The sequence below is a fragment of the Enterobacter cloacae complex sp. 2022EL-00981 genome (assembly GCF_028737495.1).
In the GTDB taxonomy this organism is placed as follows: domain Bacteria; phylum Pseudomonadota; class Gammaproteobacteria; order Enterobacterales; family Enterobacteriaceae; genus Enterobacter; species Enterobacter cloacae.
In genome coordinates, this window is sequence record NZ_JAQZRK010000003.1 from 20,479 (window position 1) to 34,102 (window position 13,624).

The 13,624-nt window shown below is 55.2% G+C and carries 12 protein-coding genes; 5 read left to right on the forward strand and 7 right to left on the reverse strand.

The window, feature by feature from the left end; genetic code table 11:
* Positions 1-110: 110 nt before the first annotated feature.
* The 3 genes from PUZ33_RS03610 to pepA all read right to left on the reverse strand — a co-directional run bounded on the left by PUZ33_RS03610 (position 111) and on the right by pepA (position 5,007).
* The gene (locus tag PUZ33_RS03610; protein WP_013098952.1) at positions 111-2,966 is read right to left on the reverse strand and encodes a valine--tRNA ligase; all 2,856 of its coding nucleotides are present in this window, start codon (positions 2,964-2,966) and stop codon (positions 111-113) included.
* Entirely contained in the window at positions 2,966-3,409 is a 444-nt protein-coding gene (gene holC, locus PUZ33_RS03615; RefSeq protein ID WP_008502815.1) for a DNA polymerase III subunit chi, read from the reverse strand. Before holC ends, PUZ33_RS03610 begins: the two co-directional genes overlap by 1 nt.
* A gap of 86 nt (positions 3,410-3,495) precedes the next feature.
* On the reverse strand, positions 3,496-5,007 hold the full coding sequence (gene pepA / locus PUZ33_RS03620) for a leucyl aminopeptidase (protein ID WP_013098951.1): 1,512 nt from the start codon (positions 5,005-5,007) through the stop codon (positions 3,496-3,498).
* Positions 5,008-5,273: 266 nt separating this feature from the next.
* On the opposite strand from pepA, the gene lptF reads away from it, so the two are divergent.
* The 5 genes from lptF to mtgA all read left to right on the forward strand — a co-directional run bounded on the left by lptF (position 5,274) and on the right by mtgA (position 11,532).
* Positions 5,274-6,374, forward strand: a complete 1,101-nt coding sequence (gene lptF / locus PUZ33_RS03625; RefSeq protein WP_029883394.1) for an LPS export ABC transporter permease LptF — start codon at positions 5,274-5,276, stop codon at positions 6,372-6,374.
* On the forward strand, positions 6,374-7,456 hold the full coding sequence (gene lptG / locus PUZ33_RS03630; protein ID WP_013098949.1) for an LPS export ABC transporter permease LptG: 1,083 nt from the start codon (positions 6,374-6,376) through the stop codon (positions 7,454-7,456). The genes lptF and lptG overlap by 1 nt, the downstream gene beginning before the upstream one ends.
* A 135-nt stretch (positions 7,457-7,591) precedes the next feature.
* On the forward strand, positions 7,592-9,925 hold the full coding sequence (arcB, locus tag PUZ33_RS03635) for an aerobic respiration two-component sensor histidine kinase ArcB (protein WP_013098948.1): 2,334 nt from the start codon (positions 7,592-7,594) through the stop codon (positions 9,923-9,925).
* 231 nt (positions 9,926-10,156) lie between these two features.
* Positions 10,157-10,810 carry an isoprenoid biosynthesis glyoxalase ElbB gene (elbB, locus tag PUZ33_RS03640; protein WP_058680251.1) on the forward strand — a complete coding sequence of 218 codons (654 nt, stop codon included), beginning with the start codon at positions 10,157-10,159 and terminating at the stop codon, positions 10,808-10,810.
* The gene (gene mtgA, locus PUZ33_RS03645; protein ID WP_058680252.1) at positions 10,807-11,532 is read left to right on the forward strand and encodes a monofunctional biosynthetic peptidoglycan transglycosylase; all 726 of its coding nucleotides are present in this window, start codon (positions 10,807-10,809) and stop codon (positions 11,530-11,532) included. Before elbB ends, mtgA begins: the two co-directional genes overlap by 4 nt.
* Positions 11,533-11,571: 39 nt before the next feature.
* Here the strand turns inward: mtgA and npr are convergent, their stop codons facing one another.
* From npr to hpf, 4 genes are all read right to left on the reverse strand, one after another.
* Positions 11,572-11,844: a PTS phosphocarrier protein NPr gene (gene npr / locus PUZ33_RS03650; protein ID WP_003861872.1), complete on the reverse strand. Its 273-nt coding sequence runs from the start codon at positions 11,842-11,844 to the stop codon at positions 11,572-11,574.
* Positions 11,841-12,695: an RNase adapter RapZ gene (gene rapZ / locus PUZ33_RS03655; RefSeq protein WP_013098945.1), complete on the reverse strand. Its 855-nt coding sequence runs from the start codon at positions 12,693-12,695 to the stop codon at positions 11,841-11,843. Before rapZ ends, npr begins: the two co-directional genes overlap by 4 nt.
* A gap of 45 nt (positions 12,696-12,740) precedes the next feature.
* Positions 12,741-13,232: a PTS IIA-like nitrogen regulatory protein PtsN gene (ptsN, locus tag PUZ33_RS03660; RefSeq protein WP_013098944.1), complete on the reverse strand. Its 492-nt coding sequence runs from the start codon at positions 13,230-13,232 to the stop codon at positions 12,741-12,743.
* A gap of 82 nt (positions 13,233-13,314) precedes the next feature.
* Positions 13,315-13,602 carry a ribosome hibernation promoting factor gene (gene hpf / locus PUZ33_RS03665; RefSeq protein WP_013098943.1) on the reverse strand — a complete coding sequence of 96 codons (288 nt, stop codon included), beginning with the start codon at positions 13,600-13,602 and terminating at the stop codon, positions 13,315-13,317.
* Between the last annotated feature and the right edge of the window lie 22 nt (positions 13,603-13,624).

Consider the following 13,624-nt stretch of genomic DNA (forward strand, 5'->3'; position numbering starts at 1 on the left):
ACAAAAATTGACACACAATTGCTGTTAATAGCACCGCAGAAAGGGGAGTGCAAGCGAGGAGTTTTCAGGAAGAATACCCCTTACGCTCTGAAGCGTAAGGGGTAAAAGCATTACAGGGCCGCAATCACCGCCTGCTGCTCAATCAGCTTGGTCTTCGCATCGGCGAAAGCAACCAGGCGTTCACGCTCTTTGGCGATGACCGCTTCCGGCGCGCGGGCGACAAAGCCTTCGTTCGCCAGTTTGCTTTCGATTTTGCCAATTTCCACGTCGACTTTTGCCACTTCTTTTGCCAGACGTGCCAGCTCAGCGTCTTTGTCGACGAGACCCGCCATTGGGATCAGCAGCTCAGCGCCGTCGATGATTTTCGTCACGGAGACCGGACCTTTGTCATCGGCTGGCAGCACGGTGATGCTTTCCAGACGCGCCATGGTTTTCAGGAAGGTATTGTTCTCGGTGACACGACGAACAGCCGCGTCGCTGCAACCGCGCAGGAGCAGTTCCAGCGGTTTGCCCGGGGCGATGTTCATTTCTGCACGGATGTTACGTACAGCGACAATCGCCTGCTTCAGCCACTCGGTATCCGCTGAGGCAGCTTCATCCACTTTAGCGGCATCGAATTCCGGGAACGGCTGCAGCATGATGGTGTCGGCGTTGATGCCCGCGATCGCTTTCACACGCTGCCAGATGGTTTCGGTGATAAATGGAATGATCGGGTGCGCCAGACGCAGCAGGCCTTCCAGCACGGTAATCAGCGTGTTACGCGTGCCGCGCAGTTCTGCCTCCGTTCCGCCGTTCATGACCGGCTTCGCCAGCTCCAGGTACCAGTCACAGAACTGGTTCCAGGTGAATTCGTACAGAATGCCCGCCGCGATGTCGAAGCGGTAGCTGTCCAGCGCCTCGCGGAACGCTTTCACCGTCTGGTTGAATTCCGCCAGGATCCAGCGGTCGGCCAGAGAGAGGATCATCTCGCCGCCGTTGAAGCCGCAATCCTGATCTTCGGTGTTCATCAGCACGAAACGGCTGGCGTTCCACAGTTTGTTACAGAAGTTACGGTAACCTTCCAGACGCTTCATGTCCCAGTTGATGTCGCGACCGGTAGAGGCCAGCGCCGCCAGGGTGAAACGCAGGGCGTCAGTACCGTGAGATTCAATCCCGTTCGGGAACTGTTTCTCGGTGCGCTTGCGGATCTTCTCTGCCAGCTGTGGCTGCATCATGTTACCGGTGCGTTTTTCCAGCAGCTCTTCCAGGGAGATCCCGTCCACCATATCCAGCGGGTCAATGACGTTGCCCTTGGATTTGGACATCTTCTGGCCTTCATCGTCACGGATAAGACCGGTCATATAGACGGTATGGAACGGAACCTGCGGCTTGCCGTTTTCATCTTTAATAAAGTGCATGGTCATCATGATCATGCGGGCAATCCAGAAGAAGATGATATCGAAGCCGGACACCATCACGCTGGTTGGGTGGAACTGACGCAGCGCGTCGGTGTTCTCTGGCCAGCCGAGGGTGGAGAAGGTCCACAGCGCGGAGGAGAACCAGGTATCCAGCACGTCTTCGTCCTGACGCAGGGCAACGTCTGCGCTCAGGTTGTTTTCCTGACGCACTTCATCTTCGCTGCGGCCAACGTATACGTTGCCTTCGTTGTCGTACCATGCCGGGATACGGTGACCCCACCACAGCTGACGGGAGATACACCAGTCCTGAATATCGCGCATCCAGGAGAAGTACATGTTTTCGTACTGCTTCGGCACGAACTGAATGCTGCCGTTTTCAACCGCTTCAACAGCCGGTTTTGCCAGCACGTCGGCACGCACATACCACTGGTCGGTCAGCATTGGCTCGATAACTACGCCACCACGGTCGCCGTACGGCACGGTCAGATCGTGAGGTTTAATCTCTTCCAGCAGGCCGAGTGCGTCAACGGCAGCCACAATCGCTTTACGCGCGGCAAAGCGTTCCAGCTTCTGGAACTCCGCCGGAATGTCGCTTGAGTAAACGTCGGATTCGTTGCCTTTGGTGTCATACACTTCTGCGCTTTCACGGATGTCACCGTCGAAGGTCAGAATGTTGATCATCGGCAGGGCGTGACGACGACCCACTTCGTAGTCGTTGAAGTCGTGCGCCGGGGTGATTTTCACGCAGCCGGTGCCTTTTTCCATGTCGGCGTGTTCGTCGCCCACTATCGGAATGCGGCGGTTCACCAGCGGCAGCACCACGAATTTGCCAATCAGATCTTTATAACGCGGATCTTCCGGGTTAACGGCCACGCCGGTATCGCCCAGCAGGGTTTCCGGACGGGTGGTCGCCACCACTAAGTAATCTTTACCGTCTGCGGTTTTCGCGCCGTCTGCCAGCGGATAGCGGATGTGCCACATGGAGCCTTTAGACTCGCGGTTTTCCACTTCCAGGTCAGAGATCGCGGTGCGCAGTTTCGGGTCCCAGTTAACCAGGCGTTTGCCACGGTAAATCAGGTCTTCTTTGTACAGACGGACGAACACTTCTTTTACGGCGTTGGAAAGGCCTTCGTCCATGGTGAAACGCTCGCGCTCCCAGTCTACGGAGTTACCGAGACGGCGCATCTGACGGGTAATGGTGCCGCCAGATTCTGCTTTCCACTGCCAGATTTTGTCGATAAAGGCGTCGCGACCGTAATCGTGACGGGTTTTACCCTCTTCAGCGGCAATCTTACGCTCAACCACCATCTGGGTCGCGATACCCGCGTGGTCAGTCCCCGCCTGCCACAGGGTGTTTTTGCCCTGCATGCGCTGGTAGCGGATCATGGTATCCATGATGGTCTGCTGGAAGGCATGACCCATATGCAAACTGCCGGTGACGTTCGGCGGCGGGATCATGATGCAGAAGGACTCTTTGCTTTCATCGCCGTTAGGCTTGAAATAGCCCTGCTGTTCCCAGTGCTCGTAAAGCGGCTGTTCGATATCGCGTGGGTTATATGTCTTTTCCATTATTTCCAGGTTGCCGTATTCAGGTTAAAACCAGCCAGGCGGTACGCTTTGTAGCGTTCGCGCGCCAGTTGTTTCAAGGATTCTTCGTAAGGGACAAAGTCTACCACTTCTGTGAAAGCGGTGGCAAAATCTGCAAAATCTATCCGCAGGCTAATCAGAATATCGCGCGCGCTGCTGTTGCGCTTTTGCGGCCAGGCTATCTCGACCGGTGCGCCGCCGCGCGGCCCTTCGCCAGACAGGTTATGCGGTACAAAACTCTCCGGCGGGCGCGCCCACAGCGCTTCGTCAAGACGAATCGCCTGCTGTTCATCTTCACAGGCAATCAGAACCCGTTTACCTGCGCGCCAACGTTCTGCGGCAATTTCACACACCAGCTGTTCTACGGCGCTGAGGCCATCCTGATGGGTGTCATTGTCCAGAAGGTAGAACGTTGCATTTTTCATATATGGGGCTTCTTGTGCTCACTTTAAATGCTTAAGCCGGGTGGCGGCTTCGCCTTACCCGGCCTACGATTTACTGCCGTTTTGACTTACTCGTCGCCATTAAATCCGGCGCGATTGAGCAGGAACTGCGACAGCAACGCAACCGGACGACCGGTCGCGCCTTTGGCTTTTCCGGAGCGCCATGCGGTGCCGGCAATATCCAGGTGCGCCCAGTTGTACTTGCGGGTGAAGCGTGCCAGGAAGCAGCCCGCGGTGATGGCACCACCAGGACGGCCGCCGATGTTTGCCATGTCCGCAAAGTTAGACTCCAGCTGTTCCTGGTATTCGTCACCCAATGGCAGACGCCATGCGCGGTCGCCGGCTTGTTCGGACGCGCCGATAAGTTCGTGTGCCAGCGGATTGTGGTTCGACATCAGGCCGGTGATGTGGTGGCCCAGCGCGATCACGCAGGCACCGGTCAGGGTGGCCACGTCGATCACCACGTCAGGTTCGAAGCGTTCAACGTAGGTTAATACGTCGCACAGCACCAGACGGCCCTCGGCATCGGTGTTCAGCACCTCAACGGTCTGGCCGGACATGGTGGTCAGGACATCACCCGGACGATAAGCGCGTCCACCCGGCATGTTTTCGCAGCCCGCCAGCACGCCGATAACGTTAATCGGTAACTGAAGTTCAGCCACCATACGCATCACGCCATACACCGCCGCTGCACCACACATGTCGTACTTCATCTCATCCATGCCTTCAGAAGGCTTGATGGAGATACCACCGGAATCGAAGGTCAGGCCTTTACCAACCAGCACAACAGGACGCGCGTCTTCTGACGGATTGCCCTTGTATTCGATAACCGACATCAGGGATTCGTTCTGCGAGCCGTTGCCCACCGCCAGGTAAGAGTGCATACCCAGCTCTTTCATCTGCTGTTCGCCGATAACGCGGGTGATGACATTCTTGCTGTAGGAGTCAGCCAGCTGGCGCGCCTGAGAGGCCAGATAGGCGGCGTTACAGATATTAGGCGGCATGTTGCCCAGATCTTTTGCGGCTTTAATCCCGGCGGCAATCGCCAGACCGTGCTGGATGGCGCGCTCGCCGCTGGTGAGTTCGCGACGGGTTGGCACGTTAAAGACCATTTTACGCAGCGGACGGCGCGGCTCGCTTTTGTTGGTCTTGAGCTGATCGAAGCTGTACAGGCTCTCTTTTGCGGTTTCGACAGCCTGGCGCACTTTCCAGTAGGTGTTACGACCTTTGACGTGCAGTTCGGTCAGGAAGCAAACGGCTTCCATTGAGCCGGTGTCATTCAGGGTATTAATTGTTTTCTGAATCACCTGCTTATACTGACGTTCATCCAGCTCGCGCTCTTTACCGCAGCCAATCAGCAGAATACGTTCGGACAGCACGTTCGGAACATGGTGCAGTAACAGCGTCTGCCCAGGTTTGCCTTCCAGTTCGCCACGGCGCAGCAGGGCGCTAATGTAGCCGTCACTGATTTTATCGAGTTGCTCGGCGATCGGGGAGAGTCGGCGTGGTTCAAAGACGCCCACAACGATGCAGGCACTCCGCTGTTTCTCCGGGCTACCGCTTTTTACACTGAACTCCATGCACTACGCTCCTGAATCTTAAAGACAACAGCGGCTGCTACGGATAGAATTGAAACCTTTCGTAACTCAAGTCCGCTGTTGTGGTGACTTCGTGTTAATCTTACGTTATTACGGTTTCGACACGTCAGAAAAAGTCCTGAAGCGTGAATCCGCCGGGTGTTTTAATCTTAGCGATGATTTCGACGACTCAAGAGAATAAATGACGTTTAAGCCATGAAACAAGCGATTTTCCAGCAAAGAGACGGGTTTTTACGGGCGTATTTAAAGTGATAATCATAAGATATCTGGTGCGGGAGACGCTCAAAAGCCAACTGGCGATCCTCTTCATCCTGCTGCTGATTTTTTTCTGTCAGAAGCTGGTCAAGATCCTCGGTGCGGCCGTTGACGGCGAAATTCCAACGAATCTGGTGCTTTCCCTGCTTGGTTTAGGGATCCCGGAAATGGCGCAGCTTATTCTGCCGCTAAGTCTTTTCCTCGGTCTGCTCATGACGCTCGGTAAGCTTTATACCGAGAGTGAAATCACGGTGATGCATGCCTGTGGTTTGAGCAAGGCTGTTCTGGTGAAAGCCGCCATGATACTGGCGCTGTTCACGGGTATCGTCGCCGCGGTGAATGTGATGTGGGCGGGCCCAATGTCCTCTCGTCATCAGGATGAAGTGCTGGCTGAAGCAAAAGCGAACCCCGGTATGGCGGCATTAGCGCAGGGGCAGTTCCAGCAGGCGACCGACGGAAACTCAGTGCTGTTTATTGAGAGCGTTGACGGCAGTAAATTCAACGACGTCTTCCTGGCGCAGCTGCGGACCAAAGGAAACGCCCGTCCATCGGTGGTGGTGGCAGACTCCGGTCAGCTTGCGCAGCGCAAAGATGGTTCCCAGGTCGTGACGCTGAATAAAGGCACCCGCTTTGAAGGCACCGCGATGCTTCGTGACTTCCGTATTACGGATTTCCAGAACTATCAGGCCATTATTGGTCATCAGGCGGTGGCGCTCGATCCAACGGATACCGAGCAAATGGATATGCGTACGCTGTGGAACACTGATACTGACAGAGCGCGTGCGGAGTTCCACTGGCGTATTACGCTCGTCTTCACCGTATTTATGATGGCATTGATTGTCGTGCCGCTGAGCGTGGTGAACCCGCGTCAGGGGCGCGTGCTCTCAATGCTGCCGGCGATGCTGCTGTACCTGATCTACTTCCTGCTGCAAACCTCGATTCGTTCTAACGGCGCGAAGGGTAAGCTGGACCCGATGGTCTGGACGTGGTTCGTCAACAGCCTGTACATCTTACTGGCGCTGGGATTAAACCTGTGGGATACGGTGCCAGTGCGCCGCATACGTGCCCGATTTTCGCGTAAAGGAGCCATCTAATGCAGGCGTTTGGCGTTCTTGATCGCTATATCGGTAAAACCATTTTCACCACCATCATGATGACGTTGTTCATGCTGGTGTCGCTCTCCGGCATTATTAAATTTGTCGATCAGCTGAAAAAAGCCGGGCAAGGGAGCTACGACGCGCTGGGCGCAGGGATGTATACCCTGCTCAGCGTGCCAAAAGATGTGCAGATCTTCTTCCCGATGGCAGCCCTGCTGGGCGCGCTGCTGGGGCTGGGGATGCTGGCACAGCGCAGCGAACTGGTTGTGATGCAGGCATCGGGCTTTACCCGTTTGCAGGTGGCGCTGTCGGTCATGAAAACCGCGATCCCACTGGTGCTGCTGACCATGGCGATTGGCGAGTGGGTGGCACCGCAGGGCGAACAGATGGCGCGTAACTATCGTGCCCAGGCGATGTACGGCGGTTCACTGCTCTCTACACAGCAAGGGTTATGGGCGAAAGATGGCCAGAACTTCGTCTATATCGAACGCGTGAAAGGGGATGATGAGCTGGGCGGCGTGAGTATTTACGCCTTCAATGATGAGCGTCGTTTACAGTCTGTACGTCACGCATCGTCAGCGAAGTTTGACCCCGAACACAAGCAGTGGCGGTTATCCCAAGTTGACGAGTCTGACCTGACGAACCCTAAACAGATCACCGGCTCTCAGACGGTGTCCGGGACGTGGAAAACCAACCTCACGCCGGACAAACTCGGGGTGGTGGCGCTGGATCCGGACGCGCTCTCCATCAGCGGGTTGCACAACTACGTCAAATACCTGAAGTCGAGCGGGCAGGATGCCGGGCGCTATCAGCTCAATATGTGGAGCAAAATCTTCCAGCCGATGTCCGTGGCGGTGATGATGCTGATGGCCCTGTCGTTTATTTTTGGCCCGCTGCGTAGCGTGCCGATGGGAGTTCGTGTGGTCACCGGGATCAGCTTCGGCTTTGTATTCTACGTCCTCGATCAGATCTTTGGCCCGCTGACGCTGGTTTACGGCATTCCGCCAATTATTGGTGCGCTGCTGCCGAGCGCCAGCTTCCTGCTGATCAGCCTCTGGCTGCTGCTAAAACGCTCCTGATTCTCCTCTCCTCGCTTCCGGTTAGCCGGAAGCGAGGCTAATCTCCTGTTTCACCCCGCACTTTTTCTCACAACCTTCAACGTCCCGCCGCGAATTTGAGTATTATTGAGCGATAAAGTCGTGAAGGGATCCTCTATGAAGCAAATTCGAATGCTTGCCCAGTACTACGTCGACCTGATGATGAAGCTCGGGCTGGTGCGTTTCTCCATGCTGCTGGCGCTGGCGCTGGTTGTTCTGGCCATTGTCGTGCAAATGGCCGTGACCATGGTGTTGCATGGTCAGGTCGAGAGTATTGACGTCATCCGCTCTATCTTCTTCGGTTTGCTGATCACCCCCTGGGCGGTCTATTTTCTTTCCGTCGTCGTTGAACAACTGGAAGAGTCCCGTCAGCGCCTGTCAAAACTGGTTGATAAGCTGGAAGAGATGCGCGAGCGTGATTTAAAGCTCAACGTCCAGCTGAAAGACAACATTGCCCAGCTTAACCAGGAGATTTCAGATCGTGAGAAGGCGGAAGCCGAGCGTCAGGCGACGCTTGAGCAGCTGAAAATCGAAATGAAAGAGCGTGAGGTGACGCAGATCCAGCTTGAGCAGCAATCCTCTTTCCTGCGTTCATTCCTTGATGCTTCTCCGGATCTGGTTTTCTACCGTAACGAAGACAAAGAGTTCTCCGGCTGTAACCGGGCGATGGAGCTGCTGACCGGCAAAAGCGAAAAGCAGCTGATCCACCTGAAACCCCAGGATGTGTACTCCGAAGAGGCGGCCGCCAAGGTCATGGAGACGGACGAAAAAGTCTTCCGCCACAACGTCTCGCTGACCTATGAACAGTGGCTGGATTACCCGGACGGGCGTAAAGCCTGCTTTGAGATCCGTAAAGTGCCGTACTACGACCGCGTCGGGAAACGCCACGGCCTGATGGGCTTTGGCCGCGATATCACCGAGCGTAAGCGTTATCAGGATGCCCTTGAGCGCGCCAGCCGCGATAAGACGACTTTCATCTCCACCATTAGCCATGAACTGCGTACCCCGTTGAACGGCATCGTCGGCTTAAGCCGTATTCTGCTGGACACCGACCTGACGGCGGAGCAGGAAAAATACCTCAAAACGATCCATGTCTCGGCGGTCACGCTGGGGAATATCTTCAACGATATTATCGACATGGATAAGATGGAGCGCCGTAAAGTCCAGCTTGATAACCAGCCGGTTGATTTCACCAGCTTCCTTGCCGATCTGGAAAACCTGTCCGGCCTGCAGGCGCAGCAAAAGGGGCTGAGCTTTGTCATGGAGCCAACCCTGCCGCTGCCGCACAAAGTGGTCACGGACGGCACGCGTCTGCGCCAAATCCTCTGGAACCTGATCAGCAACGCGGTGAAATTTACCCAGCAGGGGCAGGTGGCGGTGCGTATCCGCTATGACGAAGGAGACATGCTGCACTTTGAGGTGGAAGACTCAGGCATTGGCATTCCGCAGGAAGAGCAGGACAAAATCTTTGCCATGTATTATCAGGTGAAGGACAGCAACGGTGGTAAGCCTGCTACCGGCACGGGCATTGGCCTGGCGGTATCGAAACGGCTCGCGAAGAGCATGGGCGGTGATATCACCGTGGCCAGCCAGGCGGGCAAAGGCTCTACCTTTACGCTGACGGTGCATGCCCCGGCGGTGGCAGAAGAGGTTGAGGATACCTTTGAACAAGACGATATGCCGCTCCCGGCGCTGCATGTTCTGCTGGTCGAAGACATCGAGCTGAACGTGATTGTGGCGCGCTCGGTGCTGGAAAAACTGGGTAACAGCGTGGACGTGGCGATGACCGGTAAAGCCGCGCTGGAGATGTTTAAACCGGGCGAATATGACCTCGTCCTGCTGGATATTCAACTGCCGGACATGACCGGGCTGGATATCTCCCGTGCGCTGACAACGCAGTATGCCGCCGATGAACTGCCGCCGCTGGTCGCGCTGACGGCCAACGTCCTGAAAGATAAAAAAGAGTACCTCGATGCCGGTATGGATGATGTGCTCAGCAAGCCGCTGGCGGTGCCTGCTCTGACCGCCATGATCAAGAAGTTCTGGGATACCCATGATGAAGAGGAGAGCACCATGACGTCTGTTGATAGCGCGAAGGCCCAAACGATTCTGGATACTGCGATGCTGGAGCAGTACATCGACCTGGTTGGCCCAAAACTGATTACCGATGGTCTGGCCGTGTTCGAAAAAATGATGCCTGGCTACCTGAGCGTGCTGGAGTCCAACCTGACCGCACGCGATCAGAAAGGCATTGTGGAAGAAGGGCATAAGATCAAAGGCGCTGCTGGCTCTGTCGGGTTACGCCACTTACAGCAGTTGGGACAACAGATTCAGTCACCTGATTTACCGGCATGGGAAGATAACGTGGGTGATTGGGTCGAAGAGATGAAACAAGAGTGGCAGAACGATGTGGCGGTGCTCAAAGCCTGGGTGGATGCCAGAAAAAAATGACCCCGGCTTAACCGGGGTGCGCGAATACTGCGCCAACACCAGGGAAATCGTGGCTGCGCCTGATTTTTCGTGTTGTTTTCGCATGGGCGCCGCCTGAAAATTTAGGCCGCACGCAGATAAGATAGCAAATCTTAAATGGTTTGTTACATGAATCAGTGAAATGTGTGAAGCATAGCGTTTTAATCAAAATTAATTATGTGCTTCAGCAAGTTGCAAAGAAGGAACGTCAGGATGAAAAAGGTTGGTGTCGTACTGAGCGGATGCGGTGTTTACGATGGTTCAGAAATTCATGAAGCCGTCATTACGCTGCTGGCCCTGGCAAGACAGGGGGCGGAAGCGATCTGTTTCGCGCCAGACAAAAAGCAGGCAGATGTGATTAATCATCTGACCGGAGAGGCCATGGCGGAAACCCGTAACGTACTGATTGAAGCGGCGCGTATTGCGCGTGGCGATGTCCACCCCCTTATTCAGGCGGACGCCGCTGAGCTCGATGCGTTAATCGTGCCGGGCGGGTTTGGGGCGGCCAAAAATCTCAGTACCTTTGCTTCAGAAGGGGCGGCGTGTCAGAACGATCCCCATTTAAAAGCGCTGTCGCAAGCAATGCACGCGGCAGGTAAACCGCAGGGCTTTATCTGTATCGCGCCGGCAATGCTGCCTAAAATTTTTGATTTCCCGCTGCGGCTGACAATCGGCACCGATATTGATACAGCAGAAATCATCGAGGAGATGGGCGGCGAGCACGTACCTTGTCCGGTGGATGACATTGTGGTGGATGAAGACAACAAGGTCGTTACCACGCCTGCCTGGATGCTGGCGCAGAATATTGCCGAGGCCGCTGCAGGCATCGAAAAACTGGTGGCCAGAGTGCTGGTGTTGACTGAATGAGTCGTAAATTCGGCGCAGGCGCGTGGGTGAAACGCGCCCTGTTGCGCATCGTTCTCGTGCTCGCGGTATTCTGGGGCGGCGGACTCGCCTTATTCAGCATTATGCCGGTCCCGTTTTCGGCCGTGATGGTCGAGCGTCAGCTTGGGGCATGGCTCAGCGGTGATTTCAGCTATGTGGCCCACTCGGACTGGGTAAGTATGGATGAGATCTCACCTTTTATGGGGCTGGCGGTCATTGCGGCAGAGGATCAGAAATTCCCGGAACACTGGGGGTTTGACGTGGCGGCAATCGAGAAGGCGCTGGCGCACAATGAACGCCACGAAAACCGCGTCCGTGGGGCATCGACATTATCGCAGCAAACCGCAAAGAATCTGTTCCTGTGGGACGGTCGCAGCTGGGTACGAAAAGGGCTGGAAGCGGGGTTGACGCTGGGGATGGAAACGGTCTGGAGCAAAAAACGCATTCTGACCGTCTATCTCAATATTGCTGAGTTTGGCGATGGCGTGTTTGGTGTGGAGGCCGCCGCGCAGCGCTATTTCAATAAACCGGCCAGCCAACTGAGTATGTCCGAAGCGGCGCTCCTGGCTGCCGTCTTGCCTAATCCCATCCGCTTTAAGGCTAATGCCCCGTCCGGGTACGTGCGAAGCCGTCAGGCGTGGATCATGCGCCAGATGCGTCAGTTAGGCGGGGAAGGGTTTATGCAGCGTAATAAGCTGATGTAGGGCGGGTAAGCGCAGCGCCACCCGCCAGCGGGGCTGAAATTAATCCTCGTCAAACCCGGCGTTAAACAGCGCAATCACCGCCGCCAGCGCTTCCTCTTCCTGTGGGCCGGTGGCTTCGACTTCAATCTGGCGACCTTTGGCGGAGTCCAGCATCAGCAGCGCAATGACGCTGTTTGCTTCCGCTTCGGTCCCTTCATCATTTCGCAGCAGAACTTCCGCATCGAAACCCTGCATCAGTTCAAACAGCTTCATTGCCGGGCGGGCGTGCATGCCCAGCTTATTGGTGATCTCAACGGTTTGTTTTACGGTCATGTTTTACGTTTTTCCAGCGTGCGATGACGGGACTGAACGTTCTTTCCGCGTGAACGGAAATAGTCGGCCAGCTGTTCGGCGATATAGACCGAACGATGTTTACCGCCGGTACAGCCAATCGCCACCGTCAGATAGCTACGATTGTTTGTCTCCAGCATAGGTAACCATAGCTCAAGGTAGCTTCGCGTCTGGTAGATAAAATTGTGAACTTCTGTGTGCCTGTCGAGGAACGCCGCGACGGGTTTATCCAGACCGGTCATTGGACGCAGTTTCGGATCCCAGTGCGGGTTTGGCAGGAAGCGCACGTCGAAAACATAATCCGCATCGATAGGAATGCCGTGCTTAAAGCCGAATGACTCAAACACCATTGTCAGTTCACGCTCGCGTTTGCCCAGTAAACGGGTACGCAGCATTTCTGCCAGCTCGTGAACGGACATTTCGGAGGTGTCGACAATCAAATCGGCACGTGAGCGCAGGGGCTCCAGCAGGTCGCTCTCTTCGTCGATTGCGCTCTCCAGAGAGAGGTTCTTGCTGGAAAGCGGGTGCAAACGACGGGTATCGCTGTAGCGACGGATCAGCGTGTTGCGGTCCGCATCAAGGAACAGCAACTGAGGTGAAAAGGTGTCCGGCAGGTTGCTCATCGCCTGTTCAAAGATTTCTGGCGATTCAGGCATGTTACGGACGTCGATGCTGACGGCGGCAGAGATTTGTCTGTCTGCAAGGGTGCGTGCCAGCTCGGGCAGCAGTACCACCGGCAGGTTATCTACGCAGTAAAAACCCATGTCTTCCAGCGCGCGCAGGGCGACGGATTTCCCCGACCCTGAACGGCCACTGACAATCATCAGCACCATGTTCCGTTTCTCCTCAGGACAACAGATGTGAAGGCCATCTCCTGGTTATGCCTCATCCTGACTGCCTTCTGCTTCAGTGATAATTTCATAAAGCTCTTCATCACTTTGCGCTGAGCGCAGTCGACGGCAGATGGTTTTATCGGCCAGGCGTTTAGCGACCAGTGAAAGCGTATGCAGATGGGTTTTCGTCTGATCGGCAGGAACCAGCAGCGCGAAGAGGAGATCAACGGGCTGGTTATCGATGGCATCAAAGGCAATAGGCGTTTCCAGTTGCACAAACACACCGACGGCACGCAGGGTGTCCTCTTCCAGTTTGCCATGCGGGATCGCAATGCCGTTGCCGATACCGGTACTGCCCATTTTTTCACGGGTCAGGATGGCTTCGAATACGACCTGCGGTGGCAGGCCCAACTGTTTTGCGGCCAGTTCACTGATAATCTCCAGCGCACGTTTTTTGCTCTGGCAGTGAACGCCACTGCGGGTACATTCCTGGTTAAGGACATTGCTCAATTGAAGAGCGGAATCGTTGTTCATCATAATTTCACCTAAGCGCTAACTGTACAAATGGCCTGTTGTGCTCCACAACAGGCCTTCCTGCACCCGTTAACTGCCCGGACAATTAGTGTTGTTTCAGTTTATCTTTATGTTTATTGAGCTGTCTTGCAAGCTTATCAATCAAGCCATCGATAGCAGCGTACATGTCTTGCCCTTCCGCACTGGCGTGGAGTTCGCCCCCATTGACATGCAGGGTTGCATCCGAGATATGAGTCACTTTCTCCACTTTCAACACAATATAGACCTGATTGATCCTTTCGAAATACTGCTCGAGTTTTGCGAATTTCGTGTTCACAAAGTCGCGTAAGGCTTCAGTAATTTCGACGTTTTGTCCAGTGATGTTGAGCTGCATAGTGTCTTCCTTATCGGTTGTG